At 74.5% G+C, this 13,599-nt stretch carries 12 protein-coding genes; 5 read left to right on the top strand and 7 right to left on the bottom strand.

The genetic code is table 11. From position 1 onward, the window contains the following. Positions 1-42: 42 nt before the first annotated feature. A complete protein-coding gene (locus ACGF5C_RS33095) occupies positions 43-615 on the top strand; it encodes a dTDP-4-dehydrorhamnose 3,5-epimerase family protein (protein ID WP_393308083.1) in 573 nt (190 codons plus the stop codon). 224 nt (positions 616-839) lie between these two features. Here the strand turns inward: ACGF5C_RS33095 and ACGF5C_RS33100 are convergent, their stop codons facing one another. After that, positions 840-1,775 (bottom strand): hypothetical protein, encoded by a 936-nt coding sequence (locus tag ACGF5C_RS33100; protein ID WP_357704467.1) that lies wholly within the window; start codon positions 1,773-1,775, stop codon positions 840-842. 161 nt (positions 1,776-1,936) lie between these two features. Between ACGF5C_RS33100 and ACGF5C_RS33105 the strand changes: the two genes are divergently transcribed. After that, positions 1,937-2,557 carry a TetR family transcriptional regulator gene (locus ACGF5C_RS33105; RefSeq protein WP_393308085.1) on the top strand — a complete coding sequence of 207 codons (621 nt, stop codon included), beginning with the start codon at positions 1,937-1,939 and terminating at the stop codon, positions 2,555-2,557. 69 nt (positions 2,558-2,626) lie between these two features. Beyond that, a complete protein-coding gene (locus ACGF5C_RS33110; RefSeq protein ID WP_393308087.1) occupies positions 2,627-4,216 on the top strand; it encodes an MDR family MFS transporter in 1,590 nt (529 codons plus the stop codon). A gap of 93 nt (positions 4,217-4,309) precedes the next feature. Here ACGF5C_RS33110 and ACGF5C_RS33115 read toward each other — a convergent pair whose 3' ends face one another. From ACGF5C_RS33115 to ACGF5C_RS33140, 6 genes are read right to left on the bottom strand one after another with little or no spacing between them, the layout of a single operon-like run. Next, positions 4,310-5,206 (bottom strand): STM4011 family radical SAM protein, encoded by an 897-nt coding sequence (locus ACGF5C_RS33115; RefSeq protein WP_393308089.1) that lies wholly within the window; start codon positions 5,204-5,206, stop codon positions 4,310-4,312. Continuing rightward, the gene (locus ACGF5C_RS33120) at positions 5,203-6,528 is read right to left on the bottom strand and encodes an STM4012 family radical SAM protein (protein WP_393308091.1); all 1,326 of its coding nucleotides are present in this window, start codon (positions 6,526-6,528) and stop codon (positions 5,203-5,205) included. The genes ACGF5C_RS33115 and ACGF5C_RS33120 overlap by 4 nt, the downstream gene beginning before the upstream one ends. Further along, the gene (locus ACGF5C_RS33125) at positions 6,525-7,328 is read right to left on the bottom strand and encodes an STM4013/SEN3800 family hydrolase (protein ID WP_393308093.1); all 804 of its coding nucleotides are present in this window, start codon (positions 7,326-7,328) and stop codon (positions 6,525-6,527) included. The genes ACGF5C_RS33120 and ACGF5C_RS33125 overlap by 4 nt, the downstream gene beginning before the upstream one ends. Then, entirely contained in the window at positions 7,316-8,425 is a 1,110-nt protein-coding gene (locus ACGF5C_RS33130; RefSeq protein WP_393308095.1) for an STM4014 family protein, read from the bottom strand. The genes ACGF5C_RS33125 and ACGF5C_RS33130 overlap by 13 nt, the downstream gene beginning before the upstream one ends. 1 nt (position 8,426) lies before the next feature. Continuing rightward, the gene (locus ACGF5C_RS33135; RefSeq protein WP_393308097.1) at positions 8,427-9,374 is read right to left on the bottom strand and encodes an STM4015 family protein; all 948 of its coding nucleotides are present in this window, start codon (positions 9,372-9,374) and stop codon (positions 8,427-8,429) included. A 6-nt stretch (positions 9,375-9,380) separates the two neighbouring features. Beyond that, a complete protein-coding gene (locus ACGF5C_RS33140; RefSeq protein WP_393308099.1) occupies positions 9,381-10,313 on the bottom strand; it encodes an STM4015 family protein in 933 nt (310 codons plus the stop codon). A 274-nt stretch (positions 10,314-10,587) separates the two neighbouring features. On the opposite strand from ACGF5C_RS33140, the gene rfbB reads away from it, so the two are divergent. Both rfbB and ACGF5C_RS33150 read left to right on the top strand, forming a co-directional pair. Next, on the top strand, positions 10,588-11,598 hold the full coding sequence (gene rfbB, locus ACGF5C_RS33145) for a dTDP-glucose 4,6-dehydratase (RefSeq protein ID WP_393308101.1): 1,011 nt from the start codon (positions 10,588-10,590) through the stop codon (positions 11,596-11,598). A gap of 199 nt (positions 11,599-11,797) precedes the next feature. Next, positions 11,798-13,599 (top strand): heavy metal translocating P-type ATPase (locus tag ACGF5C_RS33150; RefSeq protein ID WP_393308103.1); only part of this gene is annotated, 1,802 nt, incomplete at its 3' end.

Raw genomic sequence — 13,599 nt, forward strand, 5'->3', positions numbered from 1 at the left:
GTGACCGGCCCGCGAGTTCCGCGAGAGGCGAGGAGGACAGTGGTGGACATCCGGGCGTTGACGATCGAGGGTTCGTGGCTGGTAACCCCGGAGCAGCACCACGACGACCGGGGCCTGTTCCTGGAGTGGTACCAGGCGGGCCGCTTCACGGAGGCGGTCGGACGACCGTTCAGCGTGGCGCAGTCCAACGTCTCCGTCTCGGCACGGGGGGTGATCCGAGGCATCCATCTGGTGGACGTGCCACCCGGCCAGGACAAGTACATCACCTGCGTCTCCGGGGCGGTGCTCGACGTCGTGGTGGACCTGCGGGTGGGCTCGCCGACCTTCGGCCGGTGGGAGGGGGTGCGCCTGGACGACGTCGACCGCCGCGCCGTCCACCTCGACGCCGGGCTCGGTCACGCGTTCTGCGCGCTGACCGAGCCGGCCACCGTCGTGTACCTCTGCTCGTCGCCGTACGACCCGGCGGCCGAACGCACCGTCAACCCCCTCGACGCGGAGCTCGGGATCGCCTGGCCGGAGGGGCCGCGTCGGCTGTCGCCCCGCGACGCCACCGCCCAGACCGTGGCGCAGGCGCTGGCCGGCGGCGTGCTGCCGGCCTACGTGCCGCGCGGGTAGCGCGGCGCCGCACCGGCCGGGCGTCACCCGCCGCACCCCGGCGGCGCGCCGGCGGCCGGGTGCGGCGCGCCGGCGGCCGGCCCGGGTCGGGGGCGGGCCGGCGCGGGGACACCGACGACGGTGCCGCCGGCCACGGCCGGCGGCACCGTTGCGCGGGCGGCGGCGTGATCGCGGCGACCGGCCGCCGCCGCGGGTCCGGCGCCGGCCGGCCCGCCCGGCATCGCTCACCTGCTGTTGTACGGCATGGTCGGGAACCATCCGTAGTCGAACATCGCCGGTAGCCGGACGTCCCAGTAGACGACCATGAACACGCCCAGCGCGATCAGCATCCCGCCGGTCAGCGCGGCGGTCCGGGATGGGCTCGCCGCCAGCCAGCTCACGAAGCGACCGCGGGTGAGCACCACGATCAGGGCGAACAGCGCCGTCACGACGGCCACGTTGCCGATGGACTGCAGGACGAACGCGCCGGCGCCGTAGAGCGGGTTGCCGGAATCGACGGCCCATTGGAAGAGCTTGTTGAACAGGGGGTACGGCCGGCCGATCAGGAAGCCGCCGACGAGGGCGCCGAGCACCACGACCCGGGCCGCCGGCCGGTGCGCGAACGGGTCCCGCAGCACCCCGAGCGCGGCCAGGCCCAGGTAGACGAAGGCCAGCCCGATCAGCCCGAACACGACCATGGACTGGACCAGGCGTACCGGGAGACCGCCGACCGTGGCCGTGGACAGCTGCGGCAAGCCGTCGCCGACCAGTACGCCGACGAAGCCGTAGACCGCGGCGACGGCGACCATGCCGGCCGTGAGCCAGCCCACCGGCCGGACCAGGCTGCGCAGCCCGGTCCTCGTCGCCCCGCCCGCACCGGCCTGGCTCATCGGGCCGATGGACGCCGCCATGGCGATGTTGCAGGCGGTGAACGTGCCGGCCAGACCGGAGACGAAGGCGAAGACGAGACCGGCCAGGGTGCCCCCGATCGCGGTCGCCTTGGCGTCGCGGCCGAGCATCGCGTTGGCCACCGAGTCGCCGATGACGTGGTCGACGAATTCGTAGGACCACAGCACCGACAGCAGCACGCCGGCGGCCGTGGCGCCCAGCACGATCCGTCCCCGCCCGGCCGGTGTCGCCCGGGGGGCGACGGCGGCGGCTCCTTGCTCAGTGACAGTCATGACTGGATTTTGGGTGACCGGCCGCCGGTCGGTGTTCTCGCAGGTTGCCCGATGCCCCGGAGGCCCGACTGCGCCCGGTGACCCGCCGGTCGGCCAATGGTCCGCGTCACGTCGGGGATAATTTCTTGCACACAGTGCAAGATCGCTTGTAGCGTTCCCGCGTGCACACCGCCGAGACCGAACCCGGCCCCGGCCGGCGCGACCGCAGGAAGCGCCGGACCCGGGCCGCGCTGACCGAGGCGGCGCTCCGCCTGGTGGCCGAGCGCGGCCTGGCCCAGGTGACGGTGGAGGAGATCAGCGAGGCGGCCGGCGTCTCCCCGCGTACCTTCTTCAACTACTTCGCCTGCAAGGACGACGCGCTGGTCGGCGACCACGCGGGCGACGCGGCGCGGCTGGTCGCGCGCCTGGCGGCCGTGCCGCCGGAGGTGCCGGTGCTGGCCGCGCTGCGGGCCGCGCTCGCCGACGTGGTCGACGAGGTGCGCACCGAGCGCGAGCTGTGGTGCCTGCGGATGGAGGTGGTGACGCGCAACCCGGTGTTGCTGCCCCGCCTGGTCGCCGGCAACGTCGAGACCGAGCGGGCCATCGCCGAGGTCGTCGCGGCGCGGGTCGGGGTCGACCCCGACCACGGCTACCTGGCGCTCGTCACCGCCGTGGCCGGCGCGGCGGTGCGTACCGCGATGACCCGGTGGGCCGCACACCCCGACGGACCGGACCTGGCCGACCTCGTCGACGAGGCGTTCGCCGCGCTCGCCGCCGGCCTGCCGCAGCCCGAACCGTCCTGACCCTGCAAGCCTCCTTCCGGGGAACGGTCCCCGGACGGCCCGTGAACCCGCACCCGTGAGGAAGCGTCAATGACCGCCACCGTGCCCGCCGAGACCCCCGAGGTCAGCGCCGGCCGCATGTCCCGCCGAGAGGTGCTCCAGGCACTCTCCGGCCTGATGGTCGGCATGTTCGTGTCGATCCTCGCCTCCACGGTCGTGGCGAACGCGCTGCCGCGCATCATCGCCGACCTGGACGGCTCCCAGACCGTCTACACGTGGATCGTCACCACCGAGCTGCTGGCCATGACGGCGACCGTGCCGCTGTGGGGCAAGATGGCCGACCTCTACAGCAAGAAGCTGCTCATCCAGCTCTCCCTCGGCCTCTTCGTGGTCGGCTCGCTGATCGCCGGGTTGACGCCGAACGTCGAGGTGCTGCTGATCAGCCGCATCGTGCAGGGGGTCGGCGCGGGTGGCATGACCGCCCTGGCCACCATCGTGATGGCGGCGATGATCCCGCCCCGCGAACTGGGCCGCTACGCCGGCATCTTCGGCGCCGTGTTCGGCGTCGGCACCATCGCCGGCCCGCTCATCGGCGGCGTGCTGGTCGACACCTCCTGGCTCGGCTGGCGGTGGTGCTTCCTGATCGGCGTGCCGTTCACCCTGCTCTCGATCTTCCTGCTCCAGCGCACCCTGCACCTGCCGGTGACCCGCCGCAAGGTGCGGATCGACTGGCTCGGGGCGCTGCTCATCACCTCCGGGGTCTCCACCCTGCTGATCTGGTCGTCCCTGGCCGGCAACTCCTTCGCCTGGGCGTCCGGCTGGACCGCCCTGATGGTCGGCGGCGGGATCGCCCTGCTGGCGCTGGCCGTCGCGGTGGAGGCCCGCGCGGAGGAGCCGATCGTGCCGCTGGGCATCTTCCGCAACCGGACGGTCTCGTTGACCACCATCGCCAGCGTGCTTGTCGGCGTGGCGATGTTCGGCGGCACGGTGTTCCTGTCCCAGTACTTCCAGATCTCGCTGGGCAAGTCGCCGACGGTGGCGGGGCTGATGAGCCTGCCGATGATCTTCGGCCTGCTGGTCTCGTCGACGATCGCCGGCCAGCTGATCACCAAGACCGGCCGGTGGAAGCGCTACCTGGTCGCCGGCGCGGTGGTGATGTCGGTCGGCATGCTGCTGCTGGCCACCATCGACGCGCACACCAGCGGGCTGCTGCTCGGCGTCTACATGGCGGTGCTCGGCGTCGGGGTCGGCATGCTGATGCAGAACCTGGTGCTCGCCGCGCAGAACGACGTGCCCGCGCAGGAACTGGGCGCCGCCACCTCCGTGCTGACCTTCTTCCGCAGCATGGGCGGCGCGATCGGGGTCAGCGCGCTCGGCGCGGTCATGGCCAACCGGGTCGCCTCGCTGACCGCCGAGAAGCTCGGCCCGCTGGCCGGCGGCGCCGCGGGGGAGGGCTCCGCCGAGGTACCCGACCTGTCCACCCTGCCCGCGCCGGTGCTGCGGGTCATCCAGGACGTGTACGGGACCGCCACCGCCGAGCTGTTCCTGATCGGCGCCCCGTTCGCGCTGCTCGCCGTGGTGGTCGTGCTGTTCATCCGGGAGAAGCCGCTGCACACGCTCAGCGGTGAGGAGCGGCGCGCCCAGGAGGAGGCGGCGGCCGGCATGTCCGGCGCGCACTGAGGTTCGCCCGATCGACGGAGGGGGCGGCCCGGCCTGCGCCGGTCGCCCCCTCGCCGGGTGGCGACGGCCCGCCCGCGCGGGCCGGCGCGCCGCTCAGGACGGGCGGAGCCGAGGCGGGGCGACCGGCACCGGCGGGCGCGCCGACGGCCAGGCCGCCGGGATGCGTTCCAGCAGCCCACCGGCGAAGACGTCCCGCAGGCCGAGCGGCTTGAGGTGCACGTACCCGATGTGGCAGTCGCAGGTCGCGTTGGCGCACGGGCGGGGCCGCAGGGCCGGCCGCCACGAGCCGTCGTACAGGTTGCCGATCGGTTCGGCGATGAAGTGGCACCGGCGCACCGTGCCGTCCCCGAGCACGGAGACGGCGGTCTCGCCCGCGTGGCAGGGCCGGCCGAGCGACACGTGCGGGCGGACGCTGAAGCCGAACAGCGGGTCCAGCTCCGTCCAGACCGCCTCCTCGGCGGCGTCGTAGCGCCGGCCCTCGGCGGCGTTCACCCACAGGTAGACCTCGGCGGGCAGGGCGGCCCGCAGCGCCCGTGCCTCGCCGAGGTGCTCCGGCAGGCCGACCACGCCGACCGAGTACCGGATGCCCAGCTCGGACAGCCGGGCGCAGCGGCGCAGGAAGCGGTCCCGGTCGACCTGGCCGGGGTGGTAGGTGGTCCACAGGGCGGCGGCGCGGGGGTCGGCGTCGGCCAGCCAGTCCACCCGGGCGGCGAGGTTGGTCTGGATGACGACCCGGTCGACGTGCGGCAGGTGCGACAGCGACACCATCGCGTCCCGGTACCAGCTGCGGGTCAGCCCCTCGCCCCACGGGGTGAACAGCACCGACAGCCGCACGTCGGTGGTGGCCCCGACCCAGCCGGCGAAGCGGTCCAGGGCGGCCCGGTCGGCGCGCAGCAGCTCCGGCGGGTCGTGCCGCTTGGCGAAGGGGCAGTACGGGCAGTCGTAGTTGCAGCTCGCCAGCGGGCCCCGGTAGAGGATCGCCAGGTTCACCTCGGCACGTACCCGGTCATCGCGTCGCGGACCCGGGCCGAGGTCAGCCACGGGCCGACCGCGTCGGAGTGGGCCAGCCCGGCCGGGGTCAGCCGCAGCCCGCCGTGGGTGGCCCAGCCCCGGTCGACCAGGCGGCCCAACTCCGGGAAGTCGTCGCCGGGCGGGCGGCCGAACCGGGCCCGGTAGGCAGCCGCGTCGACGCCGTCGACGCGCAGCAGCGACTTGAGCAACCACCGGCGGCGCTGCTCGGCGCCGTCGAGGGTGAACCCGAACTCGGCATACCGGAAGTCGTCGGCCGGGCGGGCCACATAGTCGTCGAGCACCGCCCGCACCTGCGACACCCCGACCGCGTAGTCGAACGAGTAGTGCAGGCTCGTGGTGTAGGAGCGGGCGCCGCAGCCCAGCCCGACCATGCCGTCGTCCTGGCAGCAGTAGTCCGGCCCGTCCGGCGCCGGCACGTCGGCGCGGCGGAACTGCCGCATCGACTCCTGGCGGTACCCGGCCGCGCCCAGCGTGGCCACCGCCTGCTCGTAGAGGGCGAGCCGCTGCGCGTCCCAGTCCGTCTGGTCGTGTGCCCGCCGCCCGAGCCCGGTCAGCGGCCGCACGTACAGGGGGTAGAGGTACAGCTCCTCGGGGCGCCACGCCAGCGCCGCGTCGAGGCTCTCCCGCCAGGTGTCGGCGGTCTGCCCGTCGATGCCGTAGATCAGGTCGATGTTGAGCACCGGGATCCGGGCGTCGCGGATCGCCGCCAGGGCGGCCTCCACCTCGGTGCGGCGCTGCGGCCGGCCGGCGGCGCGGGCCTCGGCGTCGAGGAAGCTCTGCACGCCGATGCTCACCCGGGTGGTGCCGTGCGCGGCGAGCACCGCGAGCCGGTCCGGCGTCGCGGTGGCCGGCGAGGTCTCCACCGACAGCGGTACGCCGGGCAGCCGCGCCCCCGTCGTGGTGGTGGCGATGTCGAACAGCTCGGTCAACTCGTCGGCGCTCAGGTAGGTGGGGGTGCCGCCGCCGAACGCCGCGCGGGCGTACCCGGCGTCGGCGCCGAGCGCGTCGGCGACCCGTTCGGCCTGCCGGCGTAGCTGCCGCAGGTAGCCGGTCACCTGCTCGGCGGGGGCGTTGGCGCGGGTGAACAGGTTGCAGAACCCGCAGCGCATCTCACAGAACGGCACGTGCACGTAGAGGAAGAGCGCGTCGCGCGCCTCGGCCCGCCACACGTCCGCCAGCAACGGCCGGGGCCGCAACGGCCGGTACGAGGTCTTGTGCGGGTACGCGTAGAGGTACTGCTGGTACGGCGAGCCGGCGAGGCCCGTGTCGGTGTTGGTCACCATTCTCCCGGGTGCAGGGTGAAGTGGGCGTACGGGACGGTCCACACCACGTCGTGGCCGATCCGGTGGCCGGTGTGGCCGTCCTCCCCGTACGCGGTGCCGTGGTCGGCGCAGACGATCGCGAACACCGGCCGGCCCCGGCCGGTGAGCAGGGCGAACAGCCGGTCGATCCGGCCGTCGACGTACTCCAGGGCGGCGGCGTGGCTGGCGAGGTCGTCGGCCCGCGCGCCGGGCAGGTGGTGCCGGTTGGGCTGGTGCAGCGCCGCGACGTTGAGGAACGTGAACAGCGGCTGCCCCGCCGGCACCCGCGGCAGCACCTCGGTCAGCCGGTCGAGCTGGGCGTCCAGGCAGGTGGGGGAGGTGACCCCGAACTCCGGCTCCCAGTGGGCCTCGGCGAACAGGCCGGGCAGCACCGCGCCGAGCGGGCTGCGCCGGTTGAAGAACCCGACCCCGCCCAGACAGAGCGTGTGGTAGCCGACGTCGGCCAGGGCGGTCGGCAGGTCCGGCGCGTCGAACACCCACGTGTCGGTGCCGGAGGTCTCGCTGCCGGGGAAGGCCGCCGCGTACAGCCGCTCGTGCCGGCCGGGGGCGACCGGGGTCGGCAGGAAGCCGGCGAAGAACGCGTGGTGCGCGGCGTAGGTGAAGCTGGCGGGGGAGTGCCGGCGCTCCCACCGGCCGCCGGGCAACGCCCGGGCGAGGTGCGGCGTCCGCCCCTGCTCCGCCAGTTCGGCGGCGACGTCGTAGCGGAGCGTGTCGAGGGTGAGCAGGAGCAGGTCGTGGCTGCCGATCAGACTCCGCACGGCAGCACCTCCGCCCCGGTGGGGGCGCGACCGGCCGCCGCCGACCGCCAGCGCTGCCACCGGCCGTCGGTCAGGGCGTGCACCTGCTCGGCGTAGGTGTCCCGGCCGTCGGCCAGCACCCCCGGCAGCAGGTCGCCGAACGCGTTGACCTCCGCCACCGCGTGCCGCCGCCAGCCGACGAGGAACATCAGGTCGATCCCCACCTGGAGCGTGTGGGGAAAACACCCGGCGACCCGCTCGCAGGTCTCCATCGCCGCCGCCCACGCCGCCGGCCCGGCGGCCGTCCGCAGCGCGGCGAGGTCGCCGCGGGCGTTGCCCAGGTGCAGGTTGGTCAACGGACCCCGGGCGGCCCGCACCACGGCATGGGTGGGCCGCCCGGCGACCACCACCACCCGCAGGTCGACCACCCGGTCGCCGAGCCCCGCCTTGGGCAGCCACCGCTCCACGTGCAGGCCCTCGGGCGCGATCCGGTCGACGATCGCGGCGACCTGCGCCTCGTCGGTGTAGCGGCGGGGCCGCAGCGAGTTGAACAGCCCGTCGGGGGTCGCCTCGATCGTGGTCACCGCCTGCACCCGGCGCCCGGCGACCGCCAGCGCGACCACCCCGGCGGCGGAAGAGCCGTGCGCGGGCTTGACGAACACCCGGCCCCAGCCGGCCGCCGCCATCGCCGCCCGCAGCTGCGCCCAACCGTGCACCGGGGGCAGCGCGGCCGGCACCGGCACCCCGGCGGCGGACAGCCGCGCGTGGCAGCGCCGCTTGTCGCACATGACCGCGACGTCCACCGGGTCGTTGAGCAGCTCCGCGCCGCCGGCGGCGACCCGGCCCAGGCCCCTGAGCAGCCCGGCGTACGTGTCGGCCAGCCCGACCAGCTCGCCGTGCCGGGCCGGGACGGCGGACCGGCGTAGCAGCCGGTCCACCTCGGCGTCCTCCCCGGGCGAGTCGACCCGCACCAGTGCGCCCGGCGCCGGCGGGGCCGCCCCGGTCAGCACGTCGACCCAGGGCAGCACCGCGGGCCGGGGCAGGCCGGCGGCCAGCACCGCCCGAGTGAACAGGCCGACCCGACGGTTGTCGGGGTTGCCGACGACGGTCAGGCGCATGTCACTCCGACACCGCCGTGTAGCGGTAGCTCTCGCCGTCGTACTCGTCGGCCTCCTGCGGGTCGGAAACGTCGACCCGGACACCCGGCAGCGCGGCGACCACCGAGGCGGCCATCTCCTCCGAGAGGTAGTGGTGGTGCAGGTCCAGCTCCGCCAGGTGGCTCAGCGGCTGCCCGGCGAACAGCCCCGCCGCGCCCCGGTCGCCGAGCGTGCCCAGCGACAGGTCCAGCCGTTCCAGGCGTGGCACCACCGCCGCCCTCGCCAGGGCCTCGGCGAGGTCGTCGGCGATCTCCGCGTTGCGCAGCCCGAGCCGGCGCAACGCGCCGAACCGCTCCCCGGCCAGCAGCGGGGCCAGGTCGGACACCTGCGCGTCGCCGCCGTAGTCGGAGGTGCCGAGCCACAGCTCCAGGTCGGTCAGCGCGGGCAGGTCGGAGTCGAGCACCGCGCCGACGAACGCCGCGGAGAGCCCGCCGGTCTCCACCGCCAGCTCCCGCAGCCGCGCGTGCCGCACGGGAGAGAACGCGAGGTCCTCGCCGCCGCGGACGCGCAGCACCTCCAGCTCCGGGTACGCCGTCAGCAGCGGGCTGACGTCGCCCACCCTCATCCAGGAGACCTCACACTCCTCGGTGGTCATGTCACCGAGGAAGAGGGCGCGCAGGGCGGGCAGCCGGGGCGCCGCCGCGCAGAGCTGGGCGATCGGGGCGGGGTTGAACGCCGCGTACCCCCACGCGCCGACGACCAGGGACTCCACGGACGGCCCGGCCTGCGCGACGAACCGGTCGAACGCCACCCGGAACTCGTCCGACAGCTTGTAGCCGGCGGTCTCGTCGAAGTGCCACAGGGAGAACCGCCACGAGACCGGACCGTCCACCGTGGGCAGCGGCCCGTCGACCGGGACGTCGACGACCGGCCGACCGGCGAAGGCCCGCGCGTGGGAACCGAAGGTCACGGCAGATCACTCCCCGACCGCGGTGTAGCGGTAGCGGGTGCCGTTGTGCTCGTCGGCCTCCTGCGGGTCGGACACGTCGACGCGCACGCCCGGCAGCGCGGCGACCACCGAGGCGGCCATCTCCTCGGAGAGGTAGTGGTGGTGCAGGTCGAGCTGCGTCAGGTGGGTCAGCGGCTGGCCGGCCAGCAGCGCCGCCGCGCCCTCGTCGGTGAGCGTGCCCATCGACAGGTCGAGGACCTCCAGCCGCGGGACGACCGGCGCCGCGGCGACGGCCGCCGCCACCGCGTCGGCGATCTCGGCGTTGCACGGTGCCAGGTGCCGCAGCGCGGGCAGGCCGGTGCCGGCCAGCACGCCGGCCAGGTCGTCGACGGTCGCGTCGCCGCCGTAGTCGGACCTGCCGAGCCACAGGTCCAGCCGGTGCAGGGCCGGCAGCTCGCAGGCGCCGACGGCCCGCACCACCCCGGCCGGCAGCCCGCCGGACTCGAACCGCAGCTCGCGCAGCGCGTCGTGCCGGACCGGTTCCAGCCGCAGGTCCTGCGCGCCGCGTACCCACAGCACCTCCAGCGACGGGTACGCCGCGAGCAGCGGGGTGATGTCGCCGTGCCTGAGCCAGGAGATCTCGCACTGCTCGTAGGTCAGGTCGGCGAGGAAGACCGCCCGCAGGGCGGTCCACTCCCCAGCCGCCGCCACCAGCGCCTCCACCGGCAGCGGCCGCTCGTACGCCTCGCCCCACTCGCCGATCACCAGGGCGCGCACAGCGTCGGCCGGCACCTGCTCGCGCAGCGCCTGCACGAGGCCGGCGAACTCCTCCGGCTCCGCGTCGAAGTCCTCGACCTCCAGCCGCCAGGCGACCGCCGACGGGTCGTCGGGGAGGGTCATCCCCGGTGTGAACGGCAGCACCGGCAACCCGGCGAACGACGACACGTGCGAACTGATCACGCCTACCTCCGGTCGACTGGTGCAGCGGCGGCGAGACCGTAGCAGGTGTGCCCGACAAGATGATCAGCGGCGGCCACCCGCCGCGGCGGCGCTGCGGGCATCCGGCGCAACGACCGGCTGCCCGTTCCACCGGGCGGCCGGGCACACTCGTCCGGGTGAACCACCCACGCGCGGCCCGCCGACGGCGGGCCGCGTCGCATGGACTGGCCGGACGTCGCCGACGGACCCTCCGATGCCACCTCGGAGGCCCGCCGGGCGAAGGTAGGAGAGATCAATGAGCACGATTCTCGTGACTGGCGCGGCGGGCTTCATCGGGTCCAACTTCGTCCGCCACTGGCGCCGCGCCCACCCGCGCGACCGGGTGATCGCCTTCGACCTGCTGACGTACTCCGGCACGCTGGCCAACCTCGCCGACCTCGGTGACGCGGTCACCTTCGTCCAGGGCGACATCCGGGACGAGCCGGCCGTGGCGCGGGCGCTGCGCGAGCACGGGGTCGACGTCGTGGTCAACTTCGCCGCCGAGTCGCACAACTCCCGCGCGGTGCTGGGCCCGACGGCCTTCTTCGAGACGAACGTGCTCGGCCCGGTCGCCCTGATGGAGGCCGTCCGGCGGGTCGGCCGCGACGGCATCCGCTTCCACCAGATCTCCACCTGCGAGGTGTACGGGGACATGGCGCTGGACGACCCCGGCGCCTTCACGGAGGACTCACCCTACCTGCCGCGCACCCCGTACAACGCGGCGAAGGCCGGGGGCGACCACGCCGTGCGGGCCTTCGGGCACACCTACGGCATCCCCTTCACGATCACCACCTGCTCCAACAACTACGGCCCGTACCAGTTCCCGGAGAAGGTGATCCCCCTGTTCGTCACGCACGCGTTGCGGGGCATGCCGCTGCCGGTCTACGCCTCCAGCCGCAACCGCCGGGAGTGGCTGCACGTGGCCGACCACTGCCGCGCGGTCGAGGCGGTGCTGCTGCACGGCCGGCTGGGGGAGACGTACAACGTGGGCAGCGGCGTCGAGGTCGACGTCGAGACGCTCGCCGACGCCGTGCTGGGGGAGCTGGGTCTCGGCGCGGAGCTGAAGCGACGGGTGCCCGACCGGCCCTCGCACGACCGGCGCTATCTGCTCGACTCCGGCAAGCTGCGCCGCGAGCTGGCCTGGGAGCCGAGGATCGGGTTCGGCGACGGGCTGAAGGAGACGATCGACTGGTACCGGGAGCACGAGAGCTGGTGGCGGCCGCTGCTCGACCGCGTACAGGTGGCGGAGGAGACCGCGTGGCGGTGAGCCGGCGCTGAATGCGCCCGGCCGGGCGGCGCGTGGCCCGGCCTCCCGCCGATCGCGGTGAACCCCGGCCCGGTGCCCCTCGGCTCTCCTACAGTGGTCCGTGCGTCCGGTCGCACGCGGGCCGCCCGCCCCGGCGCCGACCGCGGTGGCGGCGGCCGGTGGGCCCGGCCCGGTGTGACCGTGGGAACGGGGGTTTCGGGTGTTCGCACGGGCGTTCCGTCCGCACCGTGCCGCGGCCCGCTCGGCGGGCGGCCACGGCCACGACCGAGCCGCGCATGGCGGGCCCGACGACCATGGCGGGCCCGACCGGCACGGCGGACCCCGCGAGCAGGCGGGACACGACGGGCACGACAAGCACGCCGGTCACGATCCGGAGCAGTTCCGCCGCAAGTTCTGGCTGTGCCTCGCACTCACCGTGCCGATCGTGCTGACCAGTCACATGGTGATGGGCTGGTTCGGCTACACCCTGGACTTCCCCGGCAGGAGCTGGGTGGGCCCGGTCCTCGGGTCGGTGGTCTTCCTCTACGGAGGCTGGCCGTTCCTTGTGGGCGCCGTACGGGAGGCCCGCGACCGCACCCCCGGGATGATGCTGCTGGTCTCGATGGCCATCGCGGTGGCGTACGTCGCGTCGCTGGCGACCAGCCTTGGCGCGTTCGACTTGGACTTCTGGTGGGAGCTGGCGGCGCTGGTGACGATCATGCTGTTGGGGCACTGGCAGGAGATGAAGGCGATCGGCCAGGCGCAGGGTGCTCTCGCCGCGCTGGCCGCGTTGCTGCCCGACGAGGCCGAACGGGTCGACGACGACGGTACCCCGCGCCGCGTGCCGCTGGCCGAGTTGCGGGTGGGCGACGTGGTGCTGGTCCGCTCCGGTGCCCGGGTGCCGGCCGACGGCTCGATCGTCGACGGCGTCGCTGAGCTGGACGAGTCGATGATCACGGGGGAGTCCCGGCCGGTGCCGCGCGGCGTGGGCGATCGGGTGGTGGCGGGCACGGTGGCCACCGACTCCGCGTTGCGGGTCCGGGTCGACGCGGTGGGTGAGGACACGGCGCTGGCCGGCATTGGCCGGCTCGTGGCGCAGGCTCAGGCGTCCAGTGGCCGGGCGCAGGTCCTGGCTGACCGGTTCGCGGCGATGCTGTTCTATGTCGCGACCGTCGCCGCGTTGGTCACCTTCGCCGTCTGGTGGGCGCTGGGCGACCCGGACCAGTCCGTGGTGCGGTCGGTGACGGTGCTGGTGATCGCCTGCCCGCACGCCCTCGGGCTGGCCATCCCGTTGGTGATCGCGCTGTCCACCGCGGTGTCGGCCAAGGCCGGCATCCTGGTCAAGGACCGCCTCGCCCTGGAGCGGATGCGCACCGTCGACGCGGTGCTGTTCGACAAGACCGGCACCCTGACCAAGGGCGCCCACACCGTCACCGCCACGGCCGCCGCCGGCGGCACGACGGAGGACGAGGTGCTGCGGATCGCCGGCGCGGTCGAGGCCGACAGCGAACACCCCCTCGCCAAGGCTCTGGTCAAGGTCGCGCAGGACCGGGGGCTGCGTGCGACCGCCCGGGACTTCCGTTCCCTGCCCGGTCGGGGGGTCCGGGCCGTCGTCGACGGCACCACCTGGGCGGTGGGTGGCCCCGCCCTGCTGCGCGAGGTCGGGGCGGCCGTGTCGGACGGCCTCGCCACGGTGACCCGGGGCTGGTCGTCGCGCGGCGCGGTGGTGCTGCACCTCGTCCGGCTGCCCGACGGGCGACCCGAGGCGGTGGGCGCCTTCGCCCTGGAGGACGAGGTCCGCCCGGAGGCCCGCGCGGCCATCGCCGAGCTGCGCGAGCACGGCGTACGGACGATCGCGATGATCACCGGCGACGCCCGGCCGGTCGCCGAGGCGGTCGCCGCAGACCTGGGCTTCCGGCCGGGCGTCGACGAGGTCTTCGCCGAGGTGCTCCCCGCCGACAAGGACCGGGCGGTCGCCGAGCTGCAAGCCCGGGGGCTGACCGTGGCGATGGTCGGCGACGG

It is taken from the genome of Micromonospora sp. NPDC047620 (assembly GCF_043205005.1).
In the GTDB taxonomy this organism is placed as follows: Bacteria; Actinomycetota; Actinomycetes; order Mycobacteriales; family Micromonosporaceae; genus Micromonospora.

What these genes read in the sequence shown, in the direction of transcription:
- ACGF5C_RS33100 (WP_357704467.1), bottom strand. Translation starts at nt 1,775, where the DNA reads ATGACTGTCACTGAGCAAGGAGCCGCCGCCGTCGCCCCCCGGGCGACA.
- ACGF5C_RS33110 (WP_393308087.1), top strand. Translation starts at nt 2,627, where the DNA reads ATGACCGCCACCGTGCCCGCCGAGACCCCCGAGGTCAGCGCCGGCCGC.
- ACGF5C_RS33130 (WP_393308095.1), bottom strand. Translation starts at nt 8,425, where the DNA reads ATGCGCCTGACCGTCGTCGGCAACCCCGACAACCGTCGGGTCGGCCTG.
- rfbB (WP_393308101.1), top strand. Translation starts at nt 10,588, where the DNA reads ATGAGCACGATTCTCGTGACTGGCGCGGCGGGCTTCATCGGGTCCAAC.